General features: G+C 70.6%; 12 protein-coding genes and 1 pseudogene. 4 read left to right on the top strand and 9 right to left on the bottom strand.

Going from position 1 to position 14977, the window contains the following annotated elements:
* Positions 1-69: 69 nt before the first annotated feature.
* Together ACFYOY_RS45745 and ACFYOY_RS45740 are read right to left on the bottom strand one after the other, a co-directional pair.
* Positions 70-1560, bottom strand: a complete 1491-nt coding sequence (locus ACFYOY_RS45745) for an MFS transporter (protein WP_388593836.1) — start codon at positions 1558-1560, stop codon at positions 70-72.
* Positions 1557-2189, bottom strand: a complete 633-nt coding sequence (locus ACFYOY_RS45740; protein WP_351903577.1) for a TetR/AcrR family transcriptional regulator — start codon at positions 2187-2189, stop codon at positions 1557-1559. Before ACFYOY_RS45740 ends, ACFYOY_RS45745 begins: the two co-directional genes overlap by 4 nt.
* A 35-nt stretch (positions 2190-2224) precedes the next feature.
* Between ACFYOY_RS45740 and ACFYOY_RS45735 the strand changes: the two genes are divergently transcribed.
* Positions 2225-2464 carry a hypothetical protein gene (locus tag ACFYOY_RS45735; RefSeq protein WP_388593833.1) on the top strand — a complete coding sequence of 80 codons (240 nt, stop codon included), beginning with the start codon at positions 2225-2227 and terminating at the stop codon, positions 2462-2464.
* 127 nt (positions 2465-2591) lie between these two features.
* On the opposite strand, the gene ACFYOY_RS45730 is transcribed toward ACFYOY_RS45735, so the two are convergent.
* A complete protein-coding gene (locus tag ACFYOY_RS45730) occupies positions 2592-4991 on the bottom strand; it encodes a beta-L-arabinofuranosidase domain-containing protein (RefSeq protein WP_351903572.1) in 2400 nt (799 codons plus the stop codon).
* A gap of 216 nt (positions 4992-5207) precedes the next feature.
* Between ACFYOY_RS45730 and ACFYOY_RS45725 the strand changes: the two genes are divergently transcribed.
* The gene (locus ACFYOY_RS45725; RefSeq protein WP_351903569.1) at positions 5208-5939 is read left to right on the top strand and encodes a class I SAM-dependent methyltransferase; all 732 of its coding nucleotides are present in this window, start codon (positions 5208-5210) and stop codon (positions 5937-5939) included.
* A gap of 196 nt (positions 5940-6135) precedes the next feature.
* On the opposite strand, the gene ACFYOY_RS45720 is transcribed toward ACFYOY_RS45725, so the two are convergent.
* Together ACFYOY_RS45720 and ACFYOY_RS45715 are read right to left on the bottom strand one after the other, a co-directional pair.
* Positions 6136-6531, bottom strand: coding sequence for a hypothetical protein (locus ACFYOY_RS45720; protein WP_351903566.1), 396 nt, complete (start codon positions 6529-6531; stop codon positions 6136-6138).
* Between the two features lie 103 nt (positions 6532-6634).
* Entirely contained in the window at positions 6635-8365 is a 1731-nt protein-coding gene (locus ACFYOY_RS45715; protein ID WP_351903563.1) for a glycoside hydrolase 43 family protein, read from the bottom strand.
* A gap of 219 nt (positions 8366-8584) precedes the next feature.
* On the opposite strand from ACFYOY_RS45715, the pseudogene ACFYOY_RS45710 reads away from it, so the two are divergent.
* Positions 8585-9646: pseudogene (locus tag ACFYOY_RS45710) on the top strand (polysaccharide lyase family 1 protein); the annotation flags it as partial.
* Between the two features lie 39 nt (positions 9647-9685).
* On the opposite strand, the gene ACFYOY_RS45705 reads toward ACFYOY_RS45710, so the two are convergent.
* The gene (locus tag ACFYOY_RS45705; RefSeq protein ID WP_351903622.1) at positions 9686-10879 is read right to left on the bottom strand and encodes an FAD-dependent monooxygenase; all 1194 of its coding nucleotides are present in this window, start codon (positions 10877-10879) and stop codon (positions 9686-9688) included.
* Positions 10880-11029: 150 nt separating this feature from the next.
* Here ACFYOY_RS45705 and ACFYOY_RS45700 point away from each other — a divergent pair, with 150 nt between their 5' ends.
* On the top strand, positions 11030-11542 hold the full coding sequence (locus ACFYOY_RS45700) for a MarR family transcriptional regulator (RefSeq protein WP_351903560.1): 513 nt from the start codon (positions 11030-11032) through the stop codon (positions 11540-11542).
* A gap of 93 nt (positions 11543-11635) precedes the next feature.
* Here ACFYOY_RS45700 and ACFYOY_RS45695 read toward each other — a convergent pair whose 3' ends face one another.
* The 3 genes from ACFYOY_RS45695 to ACFYOY_RS45685 form a co-directional block, all read right to left on the bottom strand.
* Positions 11636-12109, bottom strand: a complete 474-nt coding sequence (locus tag ACFYOY_RS45695; RefSeq protein ID WP_388593828.1) for an SRPBCC domain-containing protein — start codon at positions 12107-12109, stop codon at positions 11636-11638.
* A gap of 164 nt (positions 12110-12273) precedes the next feature.
* On the bottom strand, positions 12274-13020 hold the full coding sequence (locus ACFYOY_RS45690; RefSeq protein ID WP_059142553.1) for a succinate dehydrogenase/fumarate reductase iron-sulfur subunit: 747 nt from the start codon (positions 13018-13020) through the stop codon (positions 12274-12276).
* Positions 13017-14975, bottom strand: a complete 1959-nt coding sequence (locus tag ACFYOY_RS45685) for a fumarate reductase/succinate dehydrogenase flavoprotein subunit (RefSeq protein ID WP_059142554.1) — start codon at positions 14973-14975, stop codon at positions 13017-13019. Before ACFYOY_RS45685 ends, ACFYOY_RS45690 begins: the two co-directional genes overlap by 4 nt.
* Between the last annotated feature and the right edge of the window lie 2 nt (positions 14976-14977).

Below are 14977 nucleotides of genomic sequence, written 5' to 3'. Positions count from 1 at the left end.
CATCCGACACTTGAAGCGCTTGAGGTCAAGTGCGATCGACAGGCCGTGCCGCAAGCGCCCGGCCGATGGCTACCGGGACGTCCGGGGCGTGCCGACGGCGGACGGGGGAGTGGGCGCGCCGGGGCTCCGTCCGGGCGTGGCGATGGGAATGTCGCGCATCAGGAGCAGCGCCCCGAGGGCGAGGAGCCCGGCGGCGCTTCCGCTCCAGGCGATGGTGGAGCCGATGGCCCTCGCGGTGGGCGCGACCGTGCCGGAGTGGCCGATCAGGGACTGGGCACAGGCCAGGCCGACCGCGCCCCCGAGCTGCTTGGTGAGGGCGGAGCCCGCGGTGGCGGTGCCCATGTCGGCACGCGGGACGGAGTTCTGGGTGGCGATGGTGAGCCCGCCCATGGCCGGTCCGGTGCCGAGCCCGACGAGCAGCAGCAGAACGGACGTCAGCGCGAGCGGTGTGGTGGCCCTCAGGGCGACGAAGGCGGCGGTGCCGGCGGTGAGCAGCCCCGCTCCGGTCAGCAGGACCGGTTTGACGTGCCCGCTGCGCAGGACAGTGGCGGCGGTGAGCCGGTTGCCGAGGGTCATGCCGATGAGCAGGGGGAGCAGCAGCAGACCGGAGGCGGTGGCCGAGTGGCCGCGGATGTGCTGGAAGTACAGCGGCAGGAAGATCCCCACCGGCAGGGCGGCGACCTGGAAGAAGAAACCGGCGGTCAGCAGGGCCGTGTAGGTGCGGTGCCGGAACAGCCGCAGGGGCAGGACGGGGACGGCGGCCCGCCGCTCGACCGGTATGAGCGACGCGAGCAGCGCCAGACCTCCGAGCAGACAGCCCATGACGGCCGGGTCCGTCCAGGAGGGGGCGTGTCCAGCGGTCGCGTTGCCCTTTACGCTGAGGCCGGTCAGCGCGAGGGAGAGCCCGGCGGCGAGGAGGAGGATCCCCGCCGCGTCGAGCCGTCCGGACGGCGGGGTGGCGGGACGCCGGTCGGGCAGGGCCAGGGCGATGACGGCGATGGCGGCCAGCCCGAGGGGGAGATTGAGCCAGAACGCCCAGCGCCAGCCGACATGATCGGCGAGCAGCCCACCGAGGAGCGGGCCGCTGATCATGCCCATGATCATCATGGTGGCCATCACCGTCTGCATCCGGATCAGGCCCTGGGGGCGCGACGGTGGGTGGAGGTCGCGGACCAGCGCCATGCCGAGGGTCAGCAGGGCTCCCGCGCCCAGGCCCTGGAGCGCGCGGGAGAGGATCAGCGCCGGCATGGAGGCGGACAGGCCGCAGGCGACGGAGCCGACCAGGAAGACGGTGAGTCCGCCGATCAGCAGCCGGCGGCGGCCGTAGAGGTCGGAGAAGCGGCCGTAGACCGGCACGCTGACGGAGGAGGTCAGCAGATAGGCGGTGACGAGCCAGACGTACCAGGCGTCCCCTCCGCCGATCTGCTCGACGATGCGGGGCAGCGCGGTGCCGACCACGGTGCCGTCCAGCATGGCCAGGAAGGCGCAGCCCAGCAGGGCGAGGGTGATCAGGGTCCGGCGGCGGTGCGGGAGTTCCTCGTACGCGTCGGGTCCGGTCACCTGGCCTCCCCGGGTGCCGCGAGCGCGCCGTGCAGGAAGAGGTCCACGACTTCCTCGGTGGTCAGCGGGTCGGGGGCGCCCAGCCGCCCGGCCGACATCAGCGTCAGCTGGAAGGCGTCCGCGAGCCGTTCCGGGGCGAGCCGCAGGCTGTCCCGGTCGGGCTCGAAAAGCGCGGCCAGCGCCGCGCGCGGCCGGGCCAGGCTCGCCTCGCGGTCCGGGAGACGTCCGTCCTTATCGGGTTTGGGGGCGGCGCGTTCAAGCCGCCCGGCCGCCGCGAGCGCTCCGGCGACCGCGCCGATGCGGGCCATGTGTCCGCGCACCACATCGGCCGCCTCGGCGAGCCGGTCCGCCAGCGGCTGGTCCAGGGCGATCGACTCCAGATGGGCCACGGTGTCATCGGGCCGCACGGCCTCGGCCATACAGGCCGCGAGCAGGGCGTCCTTGTCCTCGAAGACACGGAAGATCGTGCCTTCCCCGATGCCCGCGGCTCGGGCGATCTTCGCCGTCGTCACGGAGGCGCCGTATTCGACGACGAGGGGCAGCGCGGCGGCGACGATCATCGCGCGGCGCTGGTCGGGATCCATGGCCGGCGCACGGCGCCGGGGCGGGGTGGAGGAGTTCTCTGGCATGCCGGTACCGTACGGAGTGAGTACTCACTCCGTCAATGCGTCGCGACGAGTCACGAGGGGAGTGCCTGTGGGGCGGGATTCCGTCGGACGACCGCGCGGCCGGCGCGCGGCGAGGAGAGTGCGACGCAGCGCGCGGCCCCGCCCTGCTCGTCCGCCCCGACGGCTACATCGCCTGGGCGGGACCCGACGTCCGTACGGACGGTCCCGACGGCTGGCACACCGCGTGGCGGTCCTGGACCTGCCCGTCGGCCGAAGCGGTGCACACCCGGCGCTGAGCGGGGCATGCGGAGATGCCACGGCGTCGGGCGGACGGCCCGGCGCCGATGGTCTCATCCGTTGACGTCGTGCCGACACCTTCCTACGGAGTGTCCCCGCGGCCGCGACGTCATCTTCAGGGTCCGATCACACGAGCCGCCACAGATGGTCATCGGTTCCGTTGTCGTCGTACTGCACCACCTGGGCGCTGTTGGCGGTGGACATGCCGTCGACGCCGAGCACCTTCTGGCTGTTCTTGTTGAGGACGCGGAACCAGCCGTCGCCGTTGTCCACCTTCCTCCAGAGGTGATCGGCCGTGCCGTTGTCCTCGTACTGGACGACGATGGCGCTGTCGGCGGTCGACATCCGGTCGACGCCCAGGACCTTGCCGCTGTGTCCGTTGCGGATCAGGAACCAGCCCTCGCCCCGGTCGATCCACTGCCAGGCGTGGTCTCCCGTCGGCGTGTTGTCGAACTGCACCACACGGGCGCTGTTGGCCGTGGACATCTCGTCGACCGCGAGCACCTTGCCGCTGTGCTTGTTCTGCAGGCGGCGGAAGGGCGGCTCCGGGGTCCATGCCCGGCCGTCCGGCGAGGCCGTCGGAAAGCAGGTGATGCGCAGCCGGGCGGCGCCCATGGGGATGAGGGTGACCGTCTCGGCCGGTGTGTCGGCCCGGGCCGGGCTCTGCTGCAGCGGGGTGACCACCTGCTCGTCGTCGGAGACCCACTCGGGGATGCGACGCGCCTGCGCGGTCATGCGGACCGGGGTGCCCTCGTGGGTGAAGGGGTTGGCGGCGAGCGGACCGTCGTCGCGGGTGAGGACGGGGACGACGCCGGGGGTGAGGCCGTAGTTCCACGGCGTGGTGGCGTGCACTTCGTACTCGGGGAAGGTGTCGGTGCCGGCGTAGCGCACGAAATCCTCCCCGATGCGCAGGGAGTATGTCAGCGGGCCGTGGTCGACGCTGACCGCGTCGTGCTGCGCGGACCAGGCCCGCAGGGTGGTGCGCTGGGGTAGGCGGATCGTCACCACATCGCCGTCCGTCCAGCTCCGGTCGACCTTGACGAAGACCGGACCGCCGCCCGCGGCCACCGGCCGGCCGTTGACCTCGATAAGGGGGTTCTCGCACCAGCCGGGGACACGCAGATGGAGTGGGAAGGCCACCTTCTCACGGGTGGACAGGGTGAGCCTGATGGTCTCGTCGAACGGATAGTCGGTGTCCTCGGTGAAGGTGACCGCCGTACCGCCGGCGACCTTCGCGCTCACCTGGCACGCGGCGTAGAGGGAAGCGGCGAGCCCCTTGTCGGGAGTGGCCAGCCACAGCTCCTCGGCGAAGTACGGCCACCCCATGCCGTAGTTGTGCGGGCAGCAGCGGTACTGGTCGACGCCCGGCTGGTACGACTGCATCGCGAAGCCGTTCTGGAACTGCCCCTGGGACTTCACCGCGTTGTTCAGGTCGATACTGTTCGCGCTGGTGACGTAGTGGGTGCCGGTGCCCTGGGGGTCGAGGGCGGCGGGCAGCATGTTGAAGGCCAGGTCCTCGCAGCGGTCCGCCCAGACCGGGTCGCCGGTGATCCGGGTCAGCAGCTCATGGCTGGCCATGAACTCGACGATGCCGCAGGTCTCGAACCCCTGCCGGGGGTCCGCGAAACCCGGGCGGTAGTTCTCGTCGCCGGCGATGCCGCCGCCCGGGAACTGGCCGTATGCGCCGAGCACCGACGCGTAGGTGCGGTAGGTCGCCTGTCTGAGCTCGGCGGACCCGGTCACTTGCGCGTACTGGGCGGGCTCGCGGAAGCCCTGGGCGATATTGACGTTGTGCGGGCTCGGGAGGTCGTCGACCCAATTGGCGCCGTAGATATGCATCTTGTGGACGAGGTCGAGGAGGAACGCCTCGCCGGTGCGGCGATACAGCCACATCGCGGTGTCGAGCCCGTCGCCCCAGCGGTAGGAGACCCAGCTGGAGTCGAAGGCGCTGGGCCCCTGCGCGTTCATGAAGCTCAGGAAGCGGGTCAGGAAGGGGACGACGCGCTGGTCGCCGGTGAACTCCTCATGGGTGCGCAGGGCCATGAGGAGGGGGAGGAACGGCCAGAAGTCGGGGCCGCCGTTCAGCTTTGTCCGCAGGGAGCGCGGCCCGAAGAAGCCGTCGCTCTGCTGGGTGGCGAGGATGGCGTCGATCCACTTACGGGAGTTCGCGAGCGCTGCCTGGTCACGGGTGGCCACGGCCAGCGGGACATAGCCACGCAGCCAGTAGGGCACCTCTTCCCAGCCGTCCTGGTCCGGATGGGTCCACCCGGTGGCGTTGACGTCGAGGAAGTGCGAGCGCTCCTCGTACCGGCCGCAGAGCCCATGGAGTTGGAGACGGAGCTGCTCGGCCAGCCATCCGCGCGGGGTGACGCTCCCGGACGGGAGCCGGTCGAAGGCGTCGGCCAGCGGGGCCCTCGGCCGCTGGGCCGGGGATGCCACGGCGGCCGGGGCCAGGTGGGCGGCGAGCGCGGGGGCACCGAGGGTGAGGGCGCTGGTGCGGAGGAAGCGGCGTCGGTCGAGGGGCATCGTGCGGCTCCTGTCGGTGGAGTGCCGAGGAAGTGCCGGAGAAGTGCCGAGGGATGGTCAAGGACGACACGTCGTGCCTGACATCGTTGTCGGGCATCACAGCACGCCACCGGCGCCCTGTCCAGGTGCATGACAGGCCGGGAGTACGACCAGCCGCGCGTGTGACAAGCCGGGCGTACGACCGTCCTGCCCCGGTGGGGCTCTATGCTGAGCGTGATGTCCGCACCCCAGGGCCCCACCTTCCGTGAGCTCGTCGTCCAGGCGCTGTCCTCCGTCGAGCACGGCTACGACCTGCTGGCCCCGAAGTTCGACCACACCGGGTACCGGACCCCGGCGTCGGTGCTGGACTCGGTGACCGGCGCCCTGCGCGGGCTCGGGCCCTTCGACAGCGGCCTCGATGTGTGCTGCGGAACCGGCGCGGGCATGGGCGTGCTGCGGCAGGTGTGCCGGGAGCGGATCACCGGCGTCGACTTCAGCGCGGGCATGCTGGCCGCGGGCCGGGCCCGTACGCCGGCGATGCCGGACGCCCCGCGCACGGACTGGGTACGCGCCGACGTGCGCGCCCTTCCGTTCGGGCCGGTCTTCGACGTGGTGGTGAGCTTCGGGGCGTTCGGCCACTTCCTGCCGCGGGAGCTGCCGGGGCTCTTCGCCCAGGTCCACTCCGTGCTCCGCCCGGGCGGCCGGTTCGCCTTCCCGATCGGGGCACCGGCCCGTCCGGGATCCCGGCACTACTGGGAGCTCCTGGCGTTCGACACCGTGATGCGGGTGCGCAACGCGGTGTGGCGGCCGCGCTTTGTGATGTACTACCGGACCTTCCGGCTCGCGGAGGTGCGGGAAGAGCTGCTCCGGGCCGGGTTCGAGGTCGAGCTGCGGGCACTGGAGGAGCTCGGGCGGCGGGCGGACGGCAGCCCTCGCTGCCGACTGGTCGTGGCCACCCGGTCGGTCTGAGCGGGCCTGTCGGCCGCCGGCCGACGTGAGCGGGACCCACGCGTACGCGGCGATCGCAGCGCCATCTGAAGAGCCGCTACGGCCTCTGAGCGGACGTGTCCGCAGTCGCTCACCATGGCCCCTGGCTCCGTCATCCGAGCCGTACCGGGCCTTCGGCGATGTCCCCTGCCAGGCCGGGCAGGGGACGTTTGCCCGTTCAGTCGTCGCATTCGCCGCGCCAGGTGAGGCTGGTCAGGGTGGCCTCGTCCCCGATGATCGACTTGTAGTCGCCGGGGCCGGGGTTGACGTGGAGGCACCTGCCGAACGTCTGTCCGTTGAAGACCCAGGTGGCCTGGATGTGATCGTGGCCCGGCTGACGAGTGCCGTTGTTGAAGATCGTGCTGCCGACGACGCCGGTCGGGTGGGAGCCCCTCCAGTTGCCGGTCGTCTTGATCACGGCCGGACCGTCGGTGCCCACGTTGCTGTCGAAGACACAGACGTTCCCTGAGGGACAGTCGGGCGGACTGGGCTCGGCCGACGCGGTGGGCGCACTGGCGAGCACGGCGACGAGGGCCGCGGACAGGGCTGCCGTGACGGCGATGCGCTGGTGCATGGTGTTCCTCCCGGCTTCCGCTGGGGCCCTCCTCGGCGCCCCTTCTGCCGACAGGGCACCACGAACCGGCGGGGACTGGTCCCGAAGGCCCGTCCCCGGCCATCTACGGGGAAATCGGTCCCATCCGGAACCAGTCGAACTCCGCCACACCGCCCCTACCGCCGGTCGCCGGACCGGTGGCGAAGGGTCCCACGGTGGCCCCGATCCACTTGCCCGCGGTCGCCGGGAACGGCGCACCGAGCGGTGTGAACCCCCGCCCGTCCACCTCGGCCGCGAATTGGCACACCGCTCCCGGCCGCACACTCACCCGGAGCCGTACGGCAGAGCACCCCCTCCGCAACGGCACCGGCGTGACGGCATCCACCTCGGCGGCGTCCTGGGCCGCGGTGCGGCATACGAGGACGATCCGGTCGCCGTCGTGGCGCAGGCCCACCCAGGCGTAGGTCTCACCCAGGACCACCAGCCCGGCCCGGGAGCCCGCCGTCATGGTGGACACGCTCATCGAGGTCGTCGCGGTGAACGATTCGGCGGGCAGCCGCTGGGTCAGCACCTGGGGCAGCAGCCGTAAGTCGTCGGCGGCCGGGCTCGGTTGGCAGACCAGGGCGAGTCGGCCCGGGGAACGGCGCAGCGACCACCACGCCGGGTCGGCGTTCGCCTGCCACATCCACTGCCCGCCCAGCTCCGCCCCACTGAAGTCGTCGCTACTGGCGGGCGCGGTGACCTCCGTCCGGCCGTTCACGCGGGGCTTGGTGTGCACCAGCACCGGCGTACCGCGGCCGCTGCCGTCGTCGGTGCCCATCACCGGCCAGCCATCGGTGCGCCACCGCATCGGCTGGAGGTGCACCACCCGCCCGTAGGCATCGCGGTCCTGGAAGTGCAGAAACCAGTCCTCACCGCTCTCGGTGGTCACCCACGCCCCTTGGTGCGGCCCGTTGACGGGGGTGTCGCCCTGGGCGAGGACGATGCGGTTCTCGTACGGGCCCCAGATGGAGTGGGAGCGGAACGCCGACTGCCAGCCGTTGGTGACGCCGCCGGCCGGAGCGAAGATCCAGTACCAGCCGTCCCGTTTGTAGAGTTTCGGGCCCTCCAGCGTGGTGTAGCCGGGGAGGTCATCGCCGTTGACCACGATCCGGCCCGCGTCGAGCAGTTCGGTCCCTTCCGGGCTCATGCGGTGCAGCGTGAGCCGGTTGTTGATGCCGCTGCGGCTCTTCGCCCAGGCGTGGATCAGATACGCCTGCCCGTCGTCGTCCCACAGCGGACACGGGTCGATCAGCCCCTTGCCCGGTTTGACCGGACGCGGTGTGCTCCATGGCCCTCGCGGGTCGGTGGCGGTCACCATGAAGATCCCGAAGTCGGGGTCGGGATAGAAGATCCAGAACTTGCCGTCGTGATGGCGCAGGGCCGGGGCCCACACCCCCTCGCCGTGCCTCGGCTCGCTGAAGTGGTCCTTGGGCTCCAGCTCGGTCAGGGCGTGGCCGATGACGCTCCAGTTGACCAGGTCGACCGACCGCAGGACGGGCAGTCCGGGAACGCGGTTGAAGGTGGAGGCGACCAGATAGAAGTACGGGCCCACCCGGATCACGTCGGGGTCGGACCAGTCGGCGTTGAGCACCGGGTTCTGATAGCGGCCGTCCCCCAGGTCGGCCACCCATGGCAGATGTGCCCGGGCGGAGGCCGGTTCACTTGCCGTCACCGCGTCACCCGCCTCGATCGGCCGGCCTGGCCCTGGCACCGCCGAAGCCGGTGTGGTGGCGCCGACTCCGCCGAGCACCGTCGATCCGGCGACCGCGCCGAGGCCGGTCCGTAATACCTGTCTGCGACCGTGTTCGCTCACTGTTCCCTCCGGGGCGACTCATGGGGGTGCGTCCGTCGGTTGGGTGGTGCGTCCGTCGGTAAGCGCTTTCTGTCTTCCGCCGGAGTCTGTCAGCGCGTCATGGCCCGGGCAAGACCGGCGAGATTCCGCCACCGGACTATCCGCGGCCCCGGCAACCTCCTGGCGCGCGGTGGCGACAGTCGCACGGCAGATGTCGTCGAGCAGTGGGAGTGGTGGGCCATGGAAGCCGAACGTCGGGCGGTGGGGCGCGGCAGGCGTCGTGGGCTGGCAGCGGTCGTCGGGGCCCTGACGCTGGCGGGCGCGGTCGCTCTGCCGGGGGAGGGCGCATTCGCCGAGGACGGGCGGGGACCGGCCGCCGCGCCTTGGAGCGCCGAGGTCGCCGACGGGTTCGCGTCCGTCAGCGCGCTGGGGCAGAACGGTACGTACGGGGGCCGGGACGGCCGTACGGTCACCGTGCGGACACTCGCCGATCTCGAGAAGTACGCGACGGCATCCGAGCCGTACGTCATCGTCGTGGCCGCGGCGATCACGATGGATCCCAAGGGCAAGGAGATCAAGGTCGCCTCCGACAAGACCATCGTGGGCTCGGGCACATCGGGCCAGATCGTCGGTGGCGGCTTCTTCCTGGGCCAGGGCGTGCACAACGTCATCATCAGGAATCTGACGATCCGTGACTCCTACGAGGGCACATGGAACGACAAGGAGCATGACTGGGACGCCATCCAGATGGACGGCGCCCACCATGTGTGGATCGATCACAACGAACTGCGGCATATGGCGGACGGGCTGATCGACAGCCGTAAGGACACCACCTACCTCACGGTGTCCTGGAACCGGCTGCGGCAGAACAACAAGAGCTTCGGGATCGGCTGGACGGAGAACACCACGGCCGACATCACGATCCACCACAACTGGTTCCGCGAGAGCGAGCAGCGCAACCCGTCCGCCGACAACATCGCCCATGCGCATCTGTACAACAACTACCTGCAGGACGACCCCGGCACGGACATCAGTTCCTCCTACGGCAACTACGCCCGGGGGAACACCAAGATGGTGCTGGAGAACAGCTATTTCCGGGGCTTCGAGAACCCCGTCATCAAGGACGCCACCGCCACTCTGGTCCAGCGCGGCAATGTCTTCGTCAACACCACCGGCCGCAACGAGAGCGGCGGTACCGCGTTCGACCCGAAGGCTTATTACTCCTACTCCCTCGACCCCGCCGACCGGGTGCCGTCCGTCGTGACCTCCGGCTCGGGCCCCACCCAGGCCATCGGCACCACCGGCTGACCCGGCCGGCGCCGATATCGGCGTGACCTGCCCTTACGCGACGTCGTAGCCGGGGAGGGTCAGGGCCGAGTGCGCGTGCCGGCCCGTGCTGTTGAGCACGGGGGACGGGTCGCGCAGCGCCTCGTTGCGCCGGGCCAGGTCCTCGGGGGTACGGGGAGACAGGCCCGCGCTCCCTTCGGTGGCGAGTGCCTGGTTCATCTCCACGAACGACCGCACAGCGCGCTCGTACCTCGCGTAGGCGTCGGCGTGGTCGGGGCCTGCGGCCAGCTCGCCGGCGAGGACGTACGCGCCGACCAGCGCCAGGCTCGAGCCCTGGCCGGAGAAGAACGACGGCGCGTAGGCGGCGTCGCCGACCAGGGCGACCCGGCCGGTGGACCACCGGGGCATATGGATCTGGCTGACCACGTCGAAGAAGAGGTCGTCGCTGTCGCGCAGGGCGGCGACCATGCGCGGGATCTCCCATGCGTACCCGGCGAACGTCCCGGCCACGAGGTCGCGCTGGGCGGCGGGGTCGCGGAAGGCGTCGAGGGGCGGGTCGGGGCGCAGGAAGCTGAGGAAGGCGTGGACGCGGTCGCCGTCGCGGGGTGCGTAGAGGACGGCGGTCCTGCCCGGCACGTTCCAGGTGAGACCCTCGTGGGCGAGCCCCAGATGGTTGGGCATGGTGAATCCGGCGAAGCTGTGGCCGAGATAGCGGTGGTAGGGCTCCTCGGGGCCGAAGGTCAGGCCCCTGGTGTGCGAGTGGATGCCGTCGGCGCCGATGACCAGGTCGAAGGTGCGCCGGGCTCCGCCGCGGAAGGTCACGTCCACACCGCCGTCGTGGTCGTGGAGGGTGGCGATGGAGTCGTTGAAGAGGAGTTCGACATCGTCGCGGATCTCCCCGTAGAGGATCTCGGCCAGCTCTCCGCGGGGGATTTCGAGGTCATGGCCTTCCTCGCCGCCGGAGAGGGCTTCGGGCCGGATGTCGGCTATCGGACGGCCTTCCGCGTCGACGAAGGAGATCCGGCGGACGGCGACGTGGGCGTCCCGGAGCCGGGGGAGCACCCCCATGCGCCGGACGACCTCGACCGCGGTGCCGCGGATGTCGATGGGGTAGCCGCCACCGCGTAGTGCGGCGGCCTTCTCGACGACGGTGACCGCGAAGCCGTACCGGTGGAGCCAGTAGGCCAGTGCGGGACCGGCGATGCTGGCGCCGGAGACCAGGATCGTGCGCTTCGGCGCGGTGTTCATGCCGCCCATGGGCACTCCTCTCCGGCCCTCCTGCGGGGAGGGCCTGGCGTATACCTAACTCAGGTATCCTTTTTAGTGGCGTGAAAGGGCCCCGGGCGTGGGGCCGATGAGATGACTATATACCTAACTTAGGTAGATGTGGAGGGCGGGATGACCGCCGAGGAACCGGAGGCCGGGCAGGGCGGCGACGGTGAACACGACCTGCTGGCCATGCTGCCCCGTCTGACGCAGCTCAGCGGTGCCGTGAACCGGGGCCGCCTGACCGAGCGCGCCATGGAGGCCGCCGGTGTATCCGTGGACCGGCCCGCGATGTCGGTGCTGATCACCCTGCACGTGGCGGGGGTTCCACTGCGCGTGGGGGAGATCGCCGCACGGATGCAGGTCGTCGGGCCCCATGTGACCCGGCAGGTGAACGAGCTGGCGCGGCGCGGACTGGTCCACCGGGTCACCGATCCGGACGATCAGCGCGCTCGGCTCATCGAGCCGACCGCCGAGGGAGCGGCGGCGACCGACCGCTATATGCGGACCGTCCTCGGATGGTTCGGCGACGCCCTCGCGGGCTGGAGCCCGCACGACCGCGAGGTCTTCGGCCGGCTTCTGGCGCGCTTCGTCGACGACCTCACCGCCCATCTGGACTCCTTCGACGACGATGGGCCCGCGTGAGCGACCACGATCGGCCCGCCTGAGCGGCGACGATCGGCTCGCATCGGCGGGAACGCCTGCCCGGGTGGGAACGGCGCCCGGCCGGAGGTCCTCCTAGCCGGGCGCCCGGCCCGTCTCGACGAGTTCGGCCAGCTTGTCCAGGCTCATACGGGTGCCCAGCTCGTTGTCGGCGGCCGGTACGGCGTCGGGGAGCCCCTCGTGCAGGATGTGGACGTCCGTGCCGCCGCCCTCCGCGTCGGTGAGCGTGGTCGTGATCGTCATCGTGGTGTGCAGGGCGGGATCCGTGGCCTCGAACTCGGACACCTCGACCACCTGCTCGTCCGGCACCAGCCGGCTGAAGCGGCCGTGGTAGGTGTCCGTCTGGCCGCCCGACTTGCCGGTGCTCGCCGGGTCGTCGTAGATGAGCGAGATGCGGAAGGTCCCCCCTTCGCGGGGGTCGAACTCATGCACCCGGCAGGTCATGCCGTCGGGCACCCGCCAGGCCGCGACGGCGCTCGCGTCGAGAAGCGCCCGGTAGACGACCGAGCGCGGAGCGTTCACACGTCGGGAGACTCGAGTGGCATACATCCGCCCAACCTAGCGGCCGGGCACCGGGCACATGAGCCGATTGCCCGGCGCCCGGCCGCTGGGTTGAGTGGCGGCGGAGGTCTTGCGTCCGGAAAGACCTCCGCCGCCGGGACACCCCATCCACGGAGCGTTGTCGAGGGGTGCCGTTTTCGGGGGAGTGCGGGTCAGCGCTTGACCTTGCGGGTCGCCCGCAGCCACTCCTTGTTCATCGCGGTGATGGAGAACAGGGGGATGCCCTTGGGACAGGCCGTGGCGCACTCACCGGTGAGGGTGCAGCCGCCGAAGCCCTCGGCGTCCATCTGGGACACCATGTCCAGCACCCGGGTCTCCCGCTCGGGAGAGCCCTGGGGCAGCACATTGAGGTGGTTGACCTTGGCCGAGGTGAACAGCATCGCGGCACCGTTGGGACAGGCCGCCACGCAGGCGCCGCAGCCGATGCACTCGGCGTGCTCGAACGCGAAGTCCGCGTCCGCCTTGGGCACCGGAGTGGCGTGTGCCTCCGGCGCGGCCCCGGTCGGGGCGGTGATGAAGCCACCGGCCTGGATCACCCGGTCGAAGGCGGAGCGGTCCACCACCAGGTCCTTGATGACCGGGAAGGCGGAGGCACGCCAGGGCTCGATGTCGATGGTGTCGCCGTCCTGGAAGGACCGCATATGGAGCTGGCAGGTGGTGGTGCGCTCCGGACCGTGGGCGTCACCGTTGATCACGAGGCTGCACGCACCGCAGATGCCCTCACGGCAGTCGTGGTCGAAGGCCACCGGCTCCTCACCCTTGACGATGAGTTCCTCGTTGAGGATGTCGAGCATCTCCAGGAAGGACATGTCCTGGGAGACACCGTCGAGCTGGTAAGTGGCCATGGCACCGGGGGTGTCGGCGTTCTTCTGGCGCCAGACGCGCAGGGTGAGCTTCATGCGTAGCTCCGCTGAGTGGGGTGGACGTACTCAAAGGTCAGCTGCTCCTTGTGGAGCACGGGGGCGGCGCCGGTGTCGGTGAACTCCCAGGCCGCGGCGTAGGTGAACTCCTCGTCCCGGCGGGCGGCCTCGCCGTCGGGGGTCTGGGACTCCTCACGGAAGTGGCCACCGCAGGACTCGGCCCGGTGCAGGGCGTCCAGGCACATCAGCTCGGCCAGCTCCAGATAGTCCACGACCCGGTTGGCCTTCTCCAGCGACTGGTTGAACTCCTCGCCGGTGCCCGGCACCTTGATCCGCCGCCAGAACTCCTCGCGGATCTGCGGGATGCGGTCCAGTGCCTTGCGCAGCCCCTCGTCGGTGCGGGCCATGCCGCAGAACTCCCACACCAGCTCGCCGATCTCGCGGTGGAAGGAGTCGGGGGTGCGGTCGCCGTCGACGGCCAGCAGCTTGGCCAGCCGGTCCTCGGTCTCTCGCACCGCCTCCACGGCCGCGGGGTGCCCGGCATCCACCTCTTCCTTGTGCGGGTGGCGGGCCAGATAGTCGTTGATCGTCGACGGCAGGACGAAGTAGCCGTCGGCCAGGCCCTGCATCAGCGCGGAGGCGCCTAGCCGGTTGGCACCGTGGTCGGAGAAGTTGGCCTCGCCGATCGCGAACAGACCCGGCACGGTGGTCTGCAGGTCGTAGTCGACCCACAGCCCGCCCATCGTGTAGTGGATCGCGGGGTAGATGCGCATCGGGACCTCGTACGGATTCTCCGCCGTGATCCGCTCGTACATGTCGAAGAGGTTGCCGTACTTCTCCTCGACCGCCTTGCGGCCCATCCGGGCGATGGCGTCGGCGAAGTCCAGATAGACGCCCTGGCCGCCGGGTCCGACGCCGCGACCCTCGTCACAGACGTTCTTCGCGGCGCGGGAGGCGATGTCGCGCGGCACCAGATTGCCGAACGACGGATAGATCCGCTCCAGGTAGTAGTCGCGCTCGTCCTCGGGGATCTCGGCGGCCGGACGGGTGTCGCCCTTCGCCTTGGGCACCCAGATCCGGCCGTCGTTGCGCAGCGACTCGCTCATCAGGGTCAGCTTGGACTGGTGGTCCCCGGAGCGCGGGATGCAGGTCGGGTGGATCTGGGTGAAGCAGGGGTTGGCGAAGTACGCGCCGCGCCGGTGCGCCCGCCAGATGGCGGTCGCGTTGGAGTTCATGGCGTTCGTCGACAGATAGAAGACGTTGCCGTAGCCGCCGCTGGCCAGCACCACCGCGTCGGCGAAGTACGTGGAGATCTTGCCGGTCACCAGATCACGGGCGACGATGCCGCGTGCCCGCCCGTCGACCACGATCAGGTCCAGCATCTCGGTGCGGGCGTGCATCTCCACATTGCCCGCCGCGATCTGGCGGGACAGCGCCTGGTAGGCGCCGAGCAGCAGCTGCTGGCCCGTCTGACCGCGGGCGTAGAAGGTACGGGAGACCTGCACACCGCCGAACGAGCGGGTGTCCAGCAGACCGCCGTACTCCCGGGCGAACGGCACGCCCTGGGCCACGCACTGGTCGATGATCTCCACCGAGATCTGCGCCAGGCGGTGGACATTGGACTCGCGGGCGCGGAAGTCGCCGCCCTTGACGGTGTCGTAGAACAGCCGGTGGATCGAGTCGCCGTCGTTGCGGTAGTTCTTCGCCGCGTTGATCCCGCCCTGGGCGGCGATGGAGTGGGCCCGGCGCGGCGAGTCCTGGTAGCAGAACTGCACCACGTGGTAGCCCTGCTCGGCCAGGGTGGCCCCGGCGGCGCCACCGGCCAGGCCGGTGCCCACCACGATGATGGTGTGCTTGCGGCGGTTGGCGGGGTTGACCAGCTTGGCCTGGAAGCGGCGGGTGTCCCAGCGCTCGCTCACCGGCCCGGAGGGGGCCTGCTCGTCCTCGATCGGCTCGCCGACGGTGTACTCGGTGTATTCGCTGTACGAGGTCATGG

The sequence above is a fragment of the Streptomyces sp. NPDC007875 genome, assembly GCF_042868035.1.
GTDB classification, from domain to species: domain Bacteria; phylum Actinomycetota; class Actinomycetes; order Streptomycetales; family Streptomycetaceae; genus Streptomyces; species Streptomyces antimycoticus.
Note: the sequence above shows the minus strand (reverse complement) of the source record. Positions and strands in the feature narration are given on the sequence as shown.